The following is a 13,552-nucleotide window of genomic DNA, read 5'->3' as shown; positions in this document are numbered from 1 at the left end:
AGCGCTTGACCTTCCCGCCGCTGGAAGGTGGAGACTGTGCGGTGTGATGCCGATGCAGGAACGGGAAACGGCGATGGCGCGGGGTGGATGCCCCCTTGGCGGGACGCCGCCGATCGGGCGGCTGGTGGCGGGGCTGCTGCTGCTGGCCGCGCTGGCGCTGTTCGCGCCGTCCGTCGCGCAGGCGCATGTCCATGCCGGCGCCAATGCTGGCCCCCATGCTAGCCCCCATGCTCAAGGCCATGCCGCATCCTCGGCTCCAACGCCGGCCGGGAGCGTCTGGGTGGGGGATGCCGACCACGCGCCGCCGGCGGACGACGCCTGCGCGGGCAGGAACGGGCTGTCCTGCGGCGGCACCTGTCCGATGATGCTGTCGGGCATCGCCACCACGGCGGCCTTTCCGACGCCGCCGCTCCGCGCGTCCGCGTCCTTCCGGCCCGCCGGCCTGTTGCCGGAGGGTATCGGCCCGCCGCCGGCCCTCAGGCCACCGCGCTTGGCCGTTTGACCGGACTCCATGCCCGAGGTGCGCCTTTTCCGCGCGCTCCGGGCCGGCATTTCGCAAAAACGGACCACCGCATCATGACGATTCTTCAGACCCGCCGCCGTTTCCTGGCGTCCGCGGCTTCGGCCGCCGCGCTGGGCGGCCTGTCCACCCTTCTTCCCGCCCTGATTCCTGGGGCCGTGCGCCCCGCATGGGCCGCGGCCCCCCTCCGCCTCGCCGTCGAGCGGCGCGTGCTGGAGGTGATGGGCAAACCCGCCTCCGTCTTCGGCATCCGCCAACCGGACGGCACCTCCGGCCTGTTCCTCGATCCGGGGCAGCGCTTCCTGGTCGATCTGGCGAACCGGGCCGGGGAGGACGCCGTCATCCACTGGCACGGCATGACCCCGCCCTACGCCCAGGACGGCGTGGCCGACGCGAACCGGCCGCTGATCCGCGACGGCGCCAGCCAGGGCTACGATTTCGAGCCGCGGCCCGGCACGCACTGGATGCACTCGCACCATGGCCTCCAGGAACAGCGGCTGATGGCGGCCCCCCTGATCGTCCGCACCGTCGAAGACCGGCGCGAGGACGCGCAGGAGGTCACCGTGCTGCTGCACGATTTCACCTTCAAGGACCCTGCCGAGGTGCTCGCCGGGCTGACCGGCGGCACCATGGATCATGGCGATATGAATCACGGCGGCGGTCATGGCGGCGGTCATGGTGGGGCCATGCCGATGATGAACCATTCCATGGACATGAAGGGGATGGGGGACATGAAGGGCATGGGCGGCATGACCATGGCCGCCATGGACCTGAACGACGTGGAGTACGACGCCTACCTCGCCAACGACCGCACGTTCGACGACCCGGAGGTGGTGCGGGTGGAGCGCGGCGGACGGGTCCGGTTGCGGCTGATCAACGGGGCGACCTCGACGGCCTTCCACATCGAACTCGGTGCCCTCGACGGGACGGTGGTCGCGGCGGATGGCAACCCGGTGCAGCCGGTGACCGGGCGGCGCTTCGGCATGGTCATGGGCCAGCGGCTGGACATCCTCGTCCGGCTTCCCGACGAAGGCGGCGCCTTCCCCGTCCTGGCGCAGCGGGAGGGGGAGCGTCAGCGCACCGGCATCATCCTCGCCACCCCTGGCGCCACGGTGAACAAGGTCGCCGGCCTCGCGGACGGCGCCGCCGGTCCGGTGGACCTGTCGCTGGAGCGGCGGCTGACGGCGCTCGCCCCTCTGGCGCCGCGCCCCACGGATGCGGCCTTCACCATCCGGCTGACCGGCGGCATGGCTCCCTATGTCTGGACCATCGACGACCGTCCCTTCGGCGAGCATCGGCCGCTGACCGTCCTCAAGGGGCAGCGGGTGACCGTCACCATGGTCAACGAAAGCCCGATGGCCCACCCGATGCATCTGCACGGCCAGCATTTCCAGGTGGCGGCGCTCAACGGGACGGCGCTGGCCGGGGCGGTGCGCGACACGGTGCTGGTGCCGACGAACGGTTCCGCCACCATCGCCTTCGACGCCGACAATCCCGGGCGCTGGCCGTTGCACTGTCACAACCTTCTGCACATGGCGACCGGCATGATGACCGAATTGGTGTGCGAACAAACCATATGAACACGAAGATTCCGGCGCGGCCCGACCGCGCCGGAACGGTTACCGCAAAAGCCCCGCGCCGGTTCGGACGGATGAAACCGGCAAATCCAGACGCATTCCTTTGGGAGCGAACTTTCACGCATCACTCCCATTCACATTGGACCGGGACGTGTCACTTCTCTTCCATCTCCGGGGGCGGCAACCAATGTTCCGGGACCAATCTTCTGCGGGGGCGGCCATTGGCCATGGATACGTGGTGTTATGACGGCGGTGCCGGGGGGCGCTCAGCCGCAGGGTCTGGTGACGGGTCTGCCGGCGGTGCCGCCGGTGCGGCGGACCTGTGGCTGGACCCGGATCTTGCGGCCCTGGAGGCGCTGTCGCTGCGGGTGCGGGACTCGGTTCTGCCGCATCTGGGCAGCGGACCGGCCGTCTATGCGGACATCCCGGTCCATCTGAACGTCGGGGACCTGCTGATCAACCAGGCGGCGGAAACCCTGTTCACCGATGGCGGTGTGGACATTCGGGAGCGGGTGACGCTGGGCAACGCCCGGCGCCTGCTGCGCCGCCAGCGCGACGGGCAGGCGGCGATCCTGCTGCACGGCGGCGGCAATTTCGGCGACCTCTACCCCCATCACGAGACGTTCCGGCAGAAGGTGCTGGAGAGCTTTCCATCCAGCCGCATCGTGCTGCTGCCGCAGACCGTCTACTACCGCGACCGGGACCGGCTGCGCCATGACATGAAGCGCTGGGCGGCCCACCGCAATCTGGTCTTCATGGCGCGCGACGCGCCGTCGCTCGATCTGGTGCGGCCCTTTCTGGGGGAGCGGGCGATCCAGGTGCCGGACCTCGCCCATTACCTGACGCGCTATCCGACGCGGCTGACGCCGGTGCGTTCGGCCCATGACACGACGTTGCTCGTCATGGCCCGGCGCGACCAGGAATGCGCGGGGCGCCATTGGCTGCGCCAGGACTCGCCGGTCTTCGACTGGGAGGACCTGTGCGGGCCGGAGGATTTCGCCGGCTTCGCGCTGGCCGCCCGGCTGATCCGGCTGGACGACGCGGTGCCGCTGCCCGCCGATCCGCTGCGCGGCTGGTATCCCATCCGCGACCGGCTGGTCCGCAAGGCCGTCGCCCATTTCGGCGCGGCCAACGCCGTGGTCACCAACCGCCTGCACGGGATGCTGCTGGCCCTGATGATGGGGTTGCCGGTGCAGGTGCGCGACAACTCCTACGGCAAGCTGACCAACTACATCGACAGCTGGCTCGCCGATTGGAAACGCTGAGGGCTCCGGGAACGTTTGCGCCCCGCATCCGTCTGTCATCCCGGAACATGGGCTGAAGAGGGTGTCGGCGGGTATGGCGGGCAAGGGGCTGCACATCGGATTCGAGGAGACGGCGAGCGGCGGTCTGGTCCGCCGCACCGTCCTGCTGTCCGAGGACGGCACCCGCCGCCGGCACCGCGTCGTCTACGAGTTCGAGGACCCGGCCGGGACCGCGGCGGACCGGCCGATGGACGGGTCGGTCATGGCCGTCCTGTTCCACGCCATGGAGCGGGGCCTTCCCGTCCATGTCCACGGGCCGCTGACCCGCACGGCGCTGCACAACATCGACGCGCTCCAGGGCGTGTGGCGGCGCTGGCGTCCCGACCGCTACCGGCCGGTGGAGATCATCCCGGAGACGGTGGTCGACCGCAACGCGCCCAAGCCGGGGCGGCGGGCCATCGCCGCCTATTCCAGCGGGCTGGACAGCACCTTCACCATCCTGCGCCACCGGCTGCTCCTGCCGCCGGAGCGGCGCCACACCGTCGGCGCGCTGCTGATGGTGCATGGCTTCGATGTGGAGCTGGACCGGCCCGAGGATTTCGAGCGGCTGGTCGAGCGCACCCGGCCCTTCCGCGAGTTGGTCGGGCTGGACCTGCGGGTGGTGCGCACCAACAGCAAGGAGCTGCATCTCCAGAACTGGCAGGACTCCCACGCGGCGGAGCTGGCGGCCTGCCTGCATCTCTATGAGGCGGAGTTCGAGTTCGGGCTGATCGGCAGCACCAAGCCCTACGACGCGCTGGTCATCCCCTACGGCACCACGCCGATCGCCGACCATCTGCTGTCCGGCGACGGCTTCTCCATTGTCCATGACGGGGCCGCCTATTCGCGGACGGAGAAGGCCGCGGCGGTCGCCGCCTATCCGGAGGCGGTGCGCTCCCTGCGCGTCTGCTGGGAGGGTGCGCAGCAGTTCCGGAACTGCGGTGTCTGCGAGAAATGCGTGCGAACCCGGATGAACTTCGCCGCCGCCGGGGTGGCCGCCCCGGACTGCTTCGACGGGCCGCTCGACCCCGCGCGCATCGCCGGCATCCCCGTGCGCAACGAGCCGCAGGCGGCGGAACTCCGCTCCATCCTCGACTACGCCCGCCTGCACGCGGTGGAAGGGGAATGGCTGGAGCGGCTGAAGGAGCGGGTGCATGCCATCCAGCCGGACTTCGGGCAATCCGACTCCGGCCGTCTCGAGCCCCGTCCTGTCCGGGCGATGAAGGGCGCCGCCGCGTCGCTGCGGCAGGCGGCGGTGGGATTGCTCGACGCCATGGAACTGAAGCAGCCGCTCAAGCGGGTCCGCAACCGGCTGCGGACCCGCGGCTGAACCGTTCGCTCCGTCGCGCACCGAGCAGCCGCATCGCCACCAGCATCAGCAGAGCCGCTGCCAGAAGCAGGAGGGCGCAGGCCACGGCGATGCCGGTCTCCCCGGTCGCGATGTTGAGGAAGACGGCCATGGGCAGCGTCTCGGTCTTCAGGCGGGTGGCCCCGGCGACCATCAGCGTGGCGCCGAACTCGCCCAGCGCCCGCGCCCAGGCCAGCACGGCGCCCGCCGCGATGCCCTTGGCGGCCAGCGGCAGCTCCACCCGCCAGAACACCGCCCAGGGGGCGGCGCCCAGCGACTGCGCCGCGACGGCGTAGCCACGGTCGACGGATCGGAAGGCGGCCGTGGCGGTGCGCACCACCACCGCGGTGGACACGAAGGCCAACGCCACCACCACGCCCGCGGGGGAGAACAGCAGCTCCATCCCTAGGGCCGGGAACGGCCCGTTGCGCCCGAGCAGGAACAGCAGCCCCAGCCCGGCGACCAGCGGCGGCATGACCAGCGGCACGTCGAGCAGCGTGTCGAGCAGGACCTTCCCCGGAAAGCGCCGCCGCGCCATCAGGTAGGCCGCCGGCAGGCCGAGGGCCAGCGCGATCCCCAGCGCCGCGACGGAGGTCAGCGCCGACAGCCGCAGCGCGAACAGCGTTTCCGCCGCGCTCAGGGCGGCCCAAAGGTCGCCCAGGGGCAGGCGGGCCAGCAGGGCGCCCAGCACGCCCGCGATCGTCAGCGCGACGACGGCGAGCGGCAGGGCCAGCAGGGCGGTGAAGCCCATCCGTCACATCTTCGGGGCGGGCGGGAAGCCGAAGCGCTGGAAGGTGGCGAGGCCGGCGTCCGAGGCCAGGAAGTCGGCGAAGCGCTTGGCGGCGTCCGGCGTGGCGCTGGTCTTCAGGACGGCGACGGGGGCGTATTCGGCCTCGTACCAGTCCGGCGGGATGGCGATGACGGACAGCTTGCCGGGGTTCTGCGCGGCTTCCGACGCGCCGATGATGGCGGCGTCCACATTGCCGTCCAGCACATAGAGGGCGAGTTGCTTCACGGTCGCGGCGCGGACGGTGACGTTGCGACGGATCGCCTCGCCCTGGCCGGACTTGTCCAGGATGTCCTCCGCCGTGCGGCCCAGCGCCATGGCCTGCGGGTCGCCGAGCCCGACGCGGACGCCCGGCTTGGCGAGGTCGGCGAAACTGCGGATCGCCTCGGCCTTGCCCGGTGCCACGGCCAGCACGGGGCCGTGCACCACCAGCACCGTCAGGTCGGCGACGGCGTCCAGCTCCTTCAGTTTGTCGGTGTAGAAGGTCGTGCCGGGGATGAACAGGTCGCCGGTCCTCGTCTCGGCGAAGCGGGCGAGAAGCTGGCCCGACCCGCCATACTCGGCCGTCACGGTGATCCCGGTTTCCTTGCGGAAGTCCTCAATCAGCGCGTCCACCGGCGGGCGGAGACCGGCGCCGACATAGGCGTGGAGGTCCTGGGCCGCTGCCGCGGTGGTCTGGGCGGCGGTCTGGAGGGCCAGCAGCCCGAAGGCGAGGGCGAGGGCTTTCAAACGCATGGACACGGTTTCCTTCGGTTCGTTGCGGAATGACGACTCGCCCGACGCTGTATTGATTCGGATACTGCGCTGGTGGAATGCTGTCAACAGGCCGTTGTACGCGAAGGTATATAGCGGTTGTGGGTGTGGGGTGCTCCCCTCTCCCCTCCGGGGAGAGGGGGGTGCGCTTGTGCCAAACGTTAGTGCCATGCGCAACCCCCTCACCGGCCCTGCGGGCCACCCTCTCCCCAGAGGGGAGAGGGTTATGAAGAGCCGTGTGGCTTAAGGGACTCAGCTCACCAGTGCTTCCAAAGCGCCGCGCATGCCCCGCTCCTCGATCACCGCCAGATGGACGGCGGTGCGGTGGGCCAGACCGGGGATGCGGGTCAGGTCCTCGCCCCACAGCGCGGCGTTGGACAGCACGGCGTCCACCAGCGCCGCCGGGTCGCCGCCATGCGCGGCCCAGGCGCCGGACAGCGCCGTCAGCACCGCCGCGTCGTCTCGGATCGGATAGGGACCGGCGTCGCGGGTGCCGGTGCAGGCGCCGTCCGCCGCCAGCGTGCCCTTGTAGAAGCGCAGTAGGGCGGCCAGCGAGAAGGACAGGCCGTCCGGCGCCTCGCCATGGGCGGCGGCGTAGTCCTTCAAGCTGGGCAGGACGCGGACCTGCCACTTCGACACCGAGTTCAGCGCGATGGCGATCAGCTCGTGCCGGATGTAGGGATTGCCGAAGCGCTCCATGATGGTGCGGGCGTAGTCCTGGCGCTCGGCGTCCGGCAGGGGCACGAAGGGCACGATCTCCCCGAACATCACCGTGTTCAGGTAGGCGGACAGGGTTGCGTCGTCCATCATGCCCTTCACCGTGTCCACTCCCGCCACGAAGGCGGCGAGCGCGCTGGCGGTGTGGGCGCCGTTCAGGATGCGCACCTTGCGGGTGCGGTAGGGCTTCAGGTCGTCGGTCCAGACCACGTTCAGCCCGGCCTTGTGCAGCGGGAACTCCTCGGCCAGGGCCGCCGGGCCTTCGATGACCCAGACGTGGAACGGTTCGCCGGTCACGGCCAGCGGGTCTTCATAGCCCCACGTTGCGGCGAGTGCCTCAGCCTCGTCGCGCGGGTAGCCGGGGACGATGCGGTCGACCAGCGTGTTCAGGAAATGGTTGTGCGCCTCGACCCAGGCGGCGAAGCCGGATTCCAGGCCCCAGCGCTTGGCGTGGGCCAGGACGATCCGCTTCAGCTTGGCGCCGTTGGCCTCAATCAGCTCGCAGGGCAGCAGGACGAGGCCGCTGTCCGGCGTGCCGCCCAGCGCGGTGAAGCGGGCGTGCAGCAGCGCCGCGACCTTGGCCGGGAAGCTCTGCTGGCAGGCGCCGGGGGTGTAGGGCTCCGCCACGTCGGCGATGCCAGCCTCCGTCGTGTTGGACACCAGGAAGCGCAGCGCCGGGGACGTGGCGAGGGCCAGCATGCGGTCCCACTCCGCGTAAGGGTTCAGCGCGTCGGACACGCAGCTCACCACCCGGCGGGATTCGACCTCCTTGCCCTGCTCGATGCCGCGCAGCAGGACGGTGTAGAGCCCCTCCTGCGCGTTCAGCAGGCCGGCGACGCCCTGGTCCAGCGGCTGGGCGATGGCGACCCCGGCGCTCATCAGCCCGGCGCCGTTGGCGACGTCCACCATCCAATCGACGAAGCCGCGCAGGAAGTTGCCGTCGCCGATCTGAAGGATGGTGACGGGCAGCCGCGGGGCGCCCGCCGTGTGCGCCACATCGAAGGCGCCGGCGGCGAGCGATTCACGGGAGAGAAGAGGCATGACGGAGGGTCCTTTGGGAATCGGAAGGCGCTGGCAGGGGGTCAGGCGACGCCGAAGCGGTAGACGATGCGGCCCGCATACCATTGGCCGGGGGCCAGCGCGGTGGAGGGGAAGGACGGTATGTTGACGGCGTTGGGGAAGTGCGACGGCTCCAGGCAGAAGGCGCTGTGCCGGGTGTAGAGCGTGCCGCCCTTGCCCAGGTCGCGCGGCGTCTGGCCGTCCAGGAAATTGCCGGTGTAGACCTGCACACCAGGTTCGGTGGAGAGGACCTCCAGCACCCGCCCGCTGCCCGGATGGACGACGCGGGCGTGCAGCCCCAGCGCGCCCTCCGGCTTGTCCACCGCGTAATGCAAGTCGTAACCCTTGCCGAGCGCCAGCATCGGGTGGTCGGCGGCGATCCGCGCGCCGAAGGCGGCGGGGCTGCGGAAGTCGAGGGGGGTGCCGGTCACCTCCACCAGCTCCCCCGTGGGGACGGCGGTGGCGTCCAGCGCCAGATAGCGGCTGCCGTTGACCGTCGCCACATGGTCGAGGATTGAGGAGCCGGCGTCGCCCGACAGGTTGAAGAAGGTGTGGTCGGTGAAGTTCGCCACGGTCGCCTTGTCCGCCGCCACGGCGGTCCAGGCGATGGTCAGGGCGTTGTCCTCGTCCAGCGCGTAGACCAGCCGGACGGGCAGGGTGCCGGGGAAGCCCTCCTCCCCGTCCTCGAAGACGTAGGTCAGTTCCAGGCTCGCCTCGTCCAGTTGCCGCGCGGCGAAGGTGCGGAAGCGCGAACCGCGCTGGCCGCCGTGCAGCGTGTTGGGCGGCGCGTTGACGGCGGTGCGGTGCTCCACCCCGTCCAGCGTGAAGCGTCCACCGCCGATGCGCCCGCAATAGCGTCCGATGAAGGAGCCCATGGAGGGCTGGCCGGCCATGGTCCGCTCCAGCGTCTCGTAGCCCTGCACCACGTCGCCGAGGGTGCCGTCGCGGTCGGGCGCCAGGATCTGGACGATCTTGCAGCCGTAATTGGTGATGCGGACGGCCATGCCCCGGCGGTTGCGCAGGGTGAACAGGTCGGTCGGCGTGCCGTCGATGGTGGCGCGGAAATCCTCGCGCCGGAGGTCGGCATAAGGCGTCATGGCGTGTGTGCCCCTTGGACCGGAGGATGCCGGAAGGATATTGGATATATTAATATATCAGTTGTTGGTGCGAAAGGAGAAAGGCGCCCGACGCCGGAGTGGGCGCTTTTGCCGCACACAACAAGATGGAGAAGGTCGGCGGAGCAACGTCACGTCCGTTCGGGCGTCTCACCTTCTGCGTGGTGGTGTGATGATGACGGCGACGCGACACTCGAGGGTTGCCGGGGCGCCGCGAACCGGCCGGCGGGACTGGGGAGGACAGCCATGACCACCCTCTTTCACGACGCTCTGCACGAGGATTTCGGCACCTGGCCCATCGCCTACATCCCCTATGGCGGGGCGGAGTTCGGCGAGATCAAGGCGGTCGCCGAGGCCATCGGCGACGGTGACGACGGCGCCTATTACGCCGCTTGGACCGCGGCGGGCGACCGGCTGGCGCACGAGGCCGATATCGCTTTGTCCAAGGGCCACAAGGCGACCGCCCGCGCCCTCTATCTGCGGGCGAGCGCCTTCCACAACGCTTCCTTCCACCCGCTCTACGGCGCGCCCGTCGATCCGCGCCTGATTGCCGCCTTTCGCAAGGGGACGGCGGCGCTCGACAAGGGGCTCTCGCTCGGACCGCGCCCGGCCATCCCGCTGGCCATTCCCTTCGGCGGGATGGCGATGCCCGGCCGCTTCATTCCAGCGGAGGGCTTCGAGACCCGGGTTCGCCCGCTGATCGTCTTCACCAACGGCTACGACGGCACCATCACCGACATGTATTTCGCGTCGGCGGTGGCGGCCTCGCGGCGGGGCTATCACAGTCTGCTGTTCGACGGCCCCGGCCAGGGGGCCATGCTCTACGAGCACGGCGTCCCGCTGCGCCCGGACTGGGAAACGGTGATCGCGGCGGTGGTCGATTTCGCCGAAACCCTGCCGCTCGTCGATGCGGCGCGCATCGCGCTCAGCGGCTGGAGTCTGGGCGGGCATCTCGCCCCGCGCGCCGCGTCGGGCGAGCCGCGCATCGCGGCGCTGATCGCCGATCCCGGCACCTGGAGCATCGCCGACGGCTTCCGCGATGTGGTGGTGCACAAGCTCGGCGTCGCGCCGGAGGCGGCGGCCGATCTCGGCGCCCTGGACCAAGGCGTGATCGACCGCATGGACGCCTTCATCCGCAGCCACCGCCAGCTCAACTGGAAGGTCGTGCAGCGCGGCTTCTGGGTGCATGGCGTCGCGGACCTGCGCTCCTACCTCGCCTCCGCGGAGCAATTCACCATGCGGGGGCGGGCGCAGCTCATCGCCTGTCCCACCCTGATCACCCAGGCGGAGGGCGACGCCCTGTCGGCTGGCGCGGGCGCCTTCTTCGACGCGCTCGTCGGACCGAAGACGCTGATGCGCTTCACCGCCGCCGAGGGCGCCGACGGGCATTGCGAGATGGGCAACCGCTCCCTCCTGAACCTCCGCGTCCTCGATTGGCTGGATGACCGATTCAAGGTTGGGGGCTGACGCCCCCGCCTCCTGGGTCAGTGATTGTCGCGCGGGATGCCCATGGTCTGGGCGACGCGCTGGTACTTGACGGCGGGCTTCAGCACCATGCCCTCGTCGAGCTGGTCGACGATGCCGCGCTGGATCTCCTGCCAGGGGGTCTGCGACGGCGGGATGGGGTAGCCGCCCGCGGCCTCCAGAGCGGCACGGCGGTCGGCCAGTTCGCCCTCTGGGATCAGGATGTCGGCGCTGCCGCGGCGCAGGTCGATGCGCACCCGGTCGCCGCTGCGCAGCAGGGCCAGCCCGCCGCCCGCCGCCGCCTCCGGGGACGCGTTGAGGATGGAGGGCGACCCCGAGGTGCCGGACTGGCGGCCGTCGCCGATGCAGGGAAGGGAATGGACCCCCTGTTTGATCAGCGTGGCGGGGGGCCGCATGTTGACCACCTCCGCCGCCCCCGGATAGCCGATGGGGCCGGTGCCGCGGATGACCAGGATGGTGTAGGCGTCGATGCCCAGGCTGGGGTCGTCGATGCGGTGATGGTAGTCCTCCGGCCCGTCGAAGACGACGACCTTGCCCTCGAACGCCTCCGGGTCCTGTGGGTTGGACAGATAGCGTTCGCGGAACTCGTCGGAGATGACGCTGGTCTTCATGATGGCGGCGCCGAACAGGTTGCCGCGCAGCACCACGAAGCCGGCGTTGGGCATCAGCGGCTCGTCGATGGGGTGGATCACCCGCGTGTCGAGGATCGGCTGCCGGCGGCAGTTCTCGCCGATGGTTCGGCCGTTGACGGTGGGCGCTCCCTCGCGGATCAGCCCCTTGCCCATCAGCTGGGCGACGACCGCGGGCACGCCGCCGGCGCGGTGGAAGTCCTCGCCCAGATACTCGCCGGCCGGCTGGAGGTTGACCAGCAGCGGCACGTCGTGGCCGTGGGTCTGCCAGTCCTCCACCGTCAGCGGCACGCCGATGTGCTTGGCAATGGCGTTGATGTGGATCGGCGCGTTGGTCGAGCCGCCAATGGCGGAGTTGACGACGATGGCGTTGAGGAAGGCGTCGCGGGTCAGGATGTCGGACGGCTTGAGGTCCTCGCGGACCATCTCCACGATCCGCTTGCCGGTCTCGTAGGCGGCCTGCTGGCGCTCGCGGTAGGGGGCGGGGATGGCGGCGGAGCCGGGAAGCTGCATGCCCAGCACCTCGGCCAGCGAATTCATCGTGGAGGCGGTGCCCATCGTGTTGCAGTAGCCGGTCGAGGGGGCCGACGACGCCACCAGCTCGATGAAGCCCTGATAGTCGATCTCGCCGGCCGCCATCATCTGGCGGGCCTTCCACACGATGGTGCCCGAGCCGGTGCGCTCGCCGCGGAACCAGCCGTTCAGCATCGGGCCGACCGACAGGGCGATGGCCGGAATGTTCACGGTGGCCGCCGCCATCAGGCAGGCGGGGGTGGTCTTGTCGCAGCCGATGGTCAGCACCACCCCGTCGAGCGGGTAGCCGTGCAGCACCTCGACCAGCCCGAGATAGGCGAGGTTGCGGTCGATCGAGGCGGTCGGCCGCTTGCCGGTTTCCTGGATCGGGTGGACAGGGAACTCGATGGCGATGCCGCCGGCGGTGCGGATGCCTTCGCGCAGGCGTTCGGCCAGGACCAGATGGTGCCGGTTGCAGGGGCTGAGGTCGGAGCCGGTCTGGGCGATGCCGATGATCGGCGCGCCCGATTGCAGCTCCTCCCGCGTCAGCCCGAAATTCAGGTAGCGCTCCAGATAAAGCGCGGTCATGTCGGGGTTGTCGAACCACGCGCGCGACCGCAGCCGCCGGCCGGAGCCGATTTCCGGGTGCTGGGGAGAGGGCTTCGTATCGGACATGTCGGCACCAATTCGGGTTGGGGGCGCGGACCGGGGTCGGCCGGCGCCGGGGTCGTTCGGAGCCTCGTTCGGGGCGTCGTTGGGAGTCGGCCGGGCGGTGTGTCCGGCGCTTTACCAGTGAAAGGCGTCGGTGGTGCGCCAGCGCCCGACCAGACAGGCGTCTGCGACCAGTTGCAGCGGACGGGCGTCGACGTCGCCGGCCGCGTCCGCGATCAGATGGTGGAAGCGGCGGTAGATGCCCTGGTACTCGGCGTCGGGCTTGGCCAGCACGAGCACGCCGTCCACGCTCAGCCGCGTGCCGCCGTGGGTCAGGTCGAGCCCTCCGCTATCTGTCTCGATGGCGATGGCCCAGGTCTGCTCGCCCTCCTGAAGGAAGTCGAAGGCAGCGGTTACCGTCCCGACGGCGGAGCCCGCCGCACCTTCCATCCTCAGCGTCGCGGCGATGGGCGTGTCGCGGTTGGCGGGGACCCGCAGCTCGGCGTCGCGGACGACGACGGGGGCCGGCAGGATCTCGGTCAGGATCGACAGGGCGTTGATGCCGGGATCGAAGACGCCGAAGCCCCCCGCCGCGAAAATCCAGTCCTGGCCGGGATGCCAGCGCCGCACGTCCTCCTTCCAGGTGATGGCAACGTTGCGGACGGTGGCGCCGGCCAGCCGCCGCCGCGTCTCCTCCACCGCCGCGTTGAAGCGGGAGTGCCAGGCGGCGAACAGCGTGCGCTTGGCGCCCTCCGCCGCGTCGAGCAGCAGGCGCAGCTCCGTCAGGGTGGCGGCCGGCGGCTTTTCGATCAGGACATGCTTGCCGGCGCGCAGCGCCTCCACCGTCAGGGGATGGCGGACCGCGGGCGGCGTGCAGATCGCCACGGCGTCGAGGCCGGGCAGGGCGGCCAGCATCTCCGTCTGGCTGCGGAAGACCGCCACGTCGCCGAGCCCGGTTTCCTCCGGGATGGCGCCGTGCGGGCTGACCACCGCGGCGAGCCGGAACAGGCCGGTGGCGGCGATGGCCGGGACATGCTGATCGCGGGCGATCTTGCCGAAGCCGACGATGCCGAGCGTGAGCGGGGCGGGGGGAAGGGGGGTGGGACGGGTCATGA

Annotated in this window: 11 protein-coding genes; 5 read left to right on the top strand and 6 right to left on the bottom strand. The window is 70.4% G+C overall.

Going from position 1 to position 13,552, the window contains the following annotated elements:
- Positions 1-46: 46 nt before the first annotated feature.
- The 4 genes from Sp245p_RS34495 (at position 47) to Sp245p_RS34480 (ending at position 4,710) form a co-directional block, all read left to right on the top strand.
- Complete coding sequence (locus Sp245p_RS34495) at positions 47-502, top strand: hypothetical protein (protein WP_041814365.1); 456 nt, start codon at positions 47-49, stop codon at positions 500-502.
- 74 nt (positions 503-576) lie between these two features.
- Positions 577-2,100: a multicopper oxidase family protein gene (locus tag Sp245p_RS34490; RefSeq protein WP_109139326.1), complete on the top strand. Its 1,524-nt coding sequence runs from the start codon at positions 577-579 to the stop codon at positions 2,098-2,100.
- A gap of 224 nt (positions 2,101-2,324) precedes the next feature.
- The gene (locus Sp245p_RS34485; protein ID WP_014199957.1) at positions 2,325-3,362 is read left to right on the top strand and encodes a polysaccharide pyruvyl transferase family protein; all 1,038 of its coding nucleotides are present in this window, start codon (positions 2,325-2,327) and stop codon (positions 3,360-3,362) included.
- A gap of 73 nt (positions 3,363-3,435) precedes the next feature.
- Entirely contained in the window at positions 3,436-4,710 is a 1,275-nt protein-coding gene (locus Sp245p_RS34480) for a hypothetical protein (RefSeq protein ID WP_014199956.1), read from the top strand.
- Here the strand turns inward: Sp245p_RS34480 and Sp245p_RS34475 are convergent.
- The 4 genes from Sp245p_RS34475 to Sp245p_RS34460 all read right to left on the bottom strand — a co-directional run bounded on the left by Sp245p_RS34475 (position 4,673) and on the right by Sp245p_RS34460 (position 9,141).
- Entirely contained in the window at positions 4,673-5,479 is an 807-nt protein-coding gene (locus Sp245p_RS34475; RefSeq protein WP_109139324.1) for an ABC transporter permease, read from the bottom strand. The two genes, Sp245p_RS34480 and Sp245p_RS34475, sit on opposite strands and share 38 nt — an antisense overlap.
- Before the next feature lie 3 nt (positions 5,480-5,482).
- Entirely contained in the window at positions 5,483-6,250 is a 768-nt protein-coding gene (modA, locus tag Sp245p_RS34470; RefSeq protein ID WP_014199954.1) for a molybdate ABC transporter substrate-binding protein, read from the bottom strand.
- A gap of 270 nt (positions 6,251-6,520) precedes the next feature.
- Positions 6,521-8,026 (bottom strand): tagaturonate reductase, encoded by a 1,506-nt coding sequence (locus Sp245p_RS34465; protein WP_014199953.1) that lies wholly within the window; start codon positions 8,024-8,026, stop codon positions 6,521-6,523.
- 41 nt (positions 8,027-8,067) lie between these two features.
- A complete protein-coding gene (locus tag Sp245p_RS34460; RefSeq protein ID WP_014199952.1) occupies positions 8,068-9,141 on the bottom strand; it encodes an aldose epimerase family protein in 1,074 nt (357 codons plus the stop codon).
- A 264-nt stretch (positions 9,142-9,405) separates the two neighbouring features.
- On the opposite strand from Sp245p_RS34460, the gene Sp245p_RS34455 reads away from it, so the two are divergent.
- A complete protein-coding gene (locus Sp245p_RS34455) occupies positions 9,406-10,626 on the top strand; it encodes an alpha/beta hydrolase family protein (RefSeq protein ID WP_014199951.1) in 1,221 nt (406 codons plus the stop codon).
- A gap of 17 nt (positions 10,627-10,643) precedes the next feature.
- Here the strand turns inward: Sp245p_RS34455 and Sp245p_RS34450 are convergent, their stop codons facing one another.
- Together Sp245p_RS34450 and Sp245p_RS34445 are read right to left on the bottom strand one after the other, a co-directional pair.
- Positions 10,644-12,461 carry an IlvD/Edd family dehydratase gene (locus Sp245p_RS34450; RefSeq protein WP_109139323.1) on the bottom strand — a complete coding sequence of 606 codons (1,818 nt, stop codon included), beginning with the start codon at positions 12,459-12,461 and terminating at the stop codon, positions 10,644-10,646.
- A 111-nt stretch (positions 12,462-12,572) separates the two neighbouring features.
- Positions 12,573-13,550 (bottom strand): Gfo/Idh/MocA family protein, encoded by a 978-nt coding sequence (locus Sp245p_RS34445; RefSeq protein WP_041814357.1) that lies wholly within the window; start codon positions 13,548-13,550, stop codon positions 12,573-12,575.
- Positions 13,551-13,552 lie beyond the last annotated feature (2 nt).

The sequence above is a fragment of the Azospirillum baldaniorum genome, from assembly GCF_003119195.2.
Lineage (GTDB): Bacteria > Pseudomonadota > Alphaproteobacteria > Azospirillales > Azospirillaceae > Azospirillum > Azospirillum baldaniorum.
The sequence above is the reverse complement of the archived record's forward strand: the minus strand, read 5'-3'. Positions and strand labels throughout refer to the sequence as shown.

What these genes read in the sequence shown, in the direction of transcription:
- Sp245p_RS34495 (WP_041814365.1), top strand. Translation starts at nt 47, where the DNA reads ATGCCGATGCAGGAACGGGAAACGGCGATGGCGCGGGGTGGATGCCCC.
- Sp245p_RS34490 (WP_109139326.1), top strand. Translation starts at nt 577, where the DNA reads ATGACGATTCTTCAGACCCGCCGCCGTTTCCTGGCGTCCGCGGCTTCG.
- Sp245p_RS34485 (WP_014199957.1), top strand. Translation starts at nt 2,325, where the DNA reads ATGGATACGTGGTGTTATGACGGCGGTGCCGGGGGGCGCTCAGCCGCA.
- Sp245p_RS34480 (WP_014199956.1), top strand. Translation starts at nt 3,436, where the DNA reads ATGGCGGGCAAGGGGCTGCACATCGGATTCGAGGAGACGGCGAGCGGC.
- Sp245p_RS34475 (WP_109139324.1), bottom strand. Translation starts at nt 5,479, where the DNA reads ATGGGCTTCACCGCCCTGCTGGCCCTGCCGCTCGCCGTCGTCGCGCTG.
- modA (WP_014199954.1), bottom strand. Translation starts at nt 6,250, where the DNA reads ATGCGTTTGAAAGCCCTCGCCCTCGCCTTCGGGCTGCTGGCCCTCCAG.
- Sp245p_RS34465 (WP_014199953.1), bottom strand. Translation starts at nt 8,026, where the DNA reads ATGCCTCTTCTCTCCCGTGAATCGCTCGCCGCCGGCGCCTTCGATGTG.
- Sp245p_RS34460 (WP_014199952.1), bottom strand. Translation starts at nt 9,141, where the DNA reads ATGACGCCTTATGCCGACCTCCGGCGCGAGGATTTCCGCGCCACCATC.
- Sp245p_RS34455 (WP_014199951.1), top strand. Translation starts at nt 9,406, where the DNA reads ATGACCACCCTCTTTCACGACGCTCTGCACGAGGATTTCGGCACCTGG.
- Sp245p_RS34450 (WP_109139323.1), bottom strand. Translation starts at nt 12,461, where the DNA reads ATGTCCGATACGAAGCCCTCTCCCCAGCACCCGGAAATCGGCTCCGGC.
- Sp245p_RS34445 (WP_041814357.1), bottom strand. Translation starts at nt 13,550, where the DNA reads ATGACCCGTCCCACCCCCCTTCCCCCCGCCCCGCTCACGCTCGGCATC.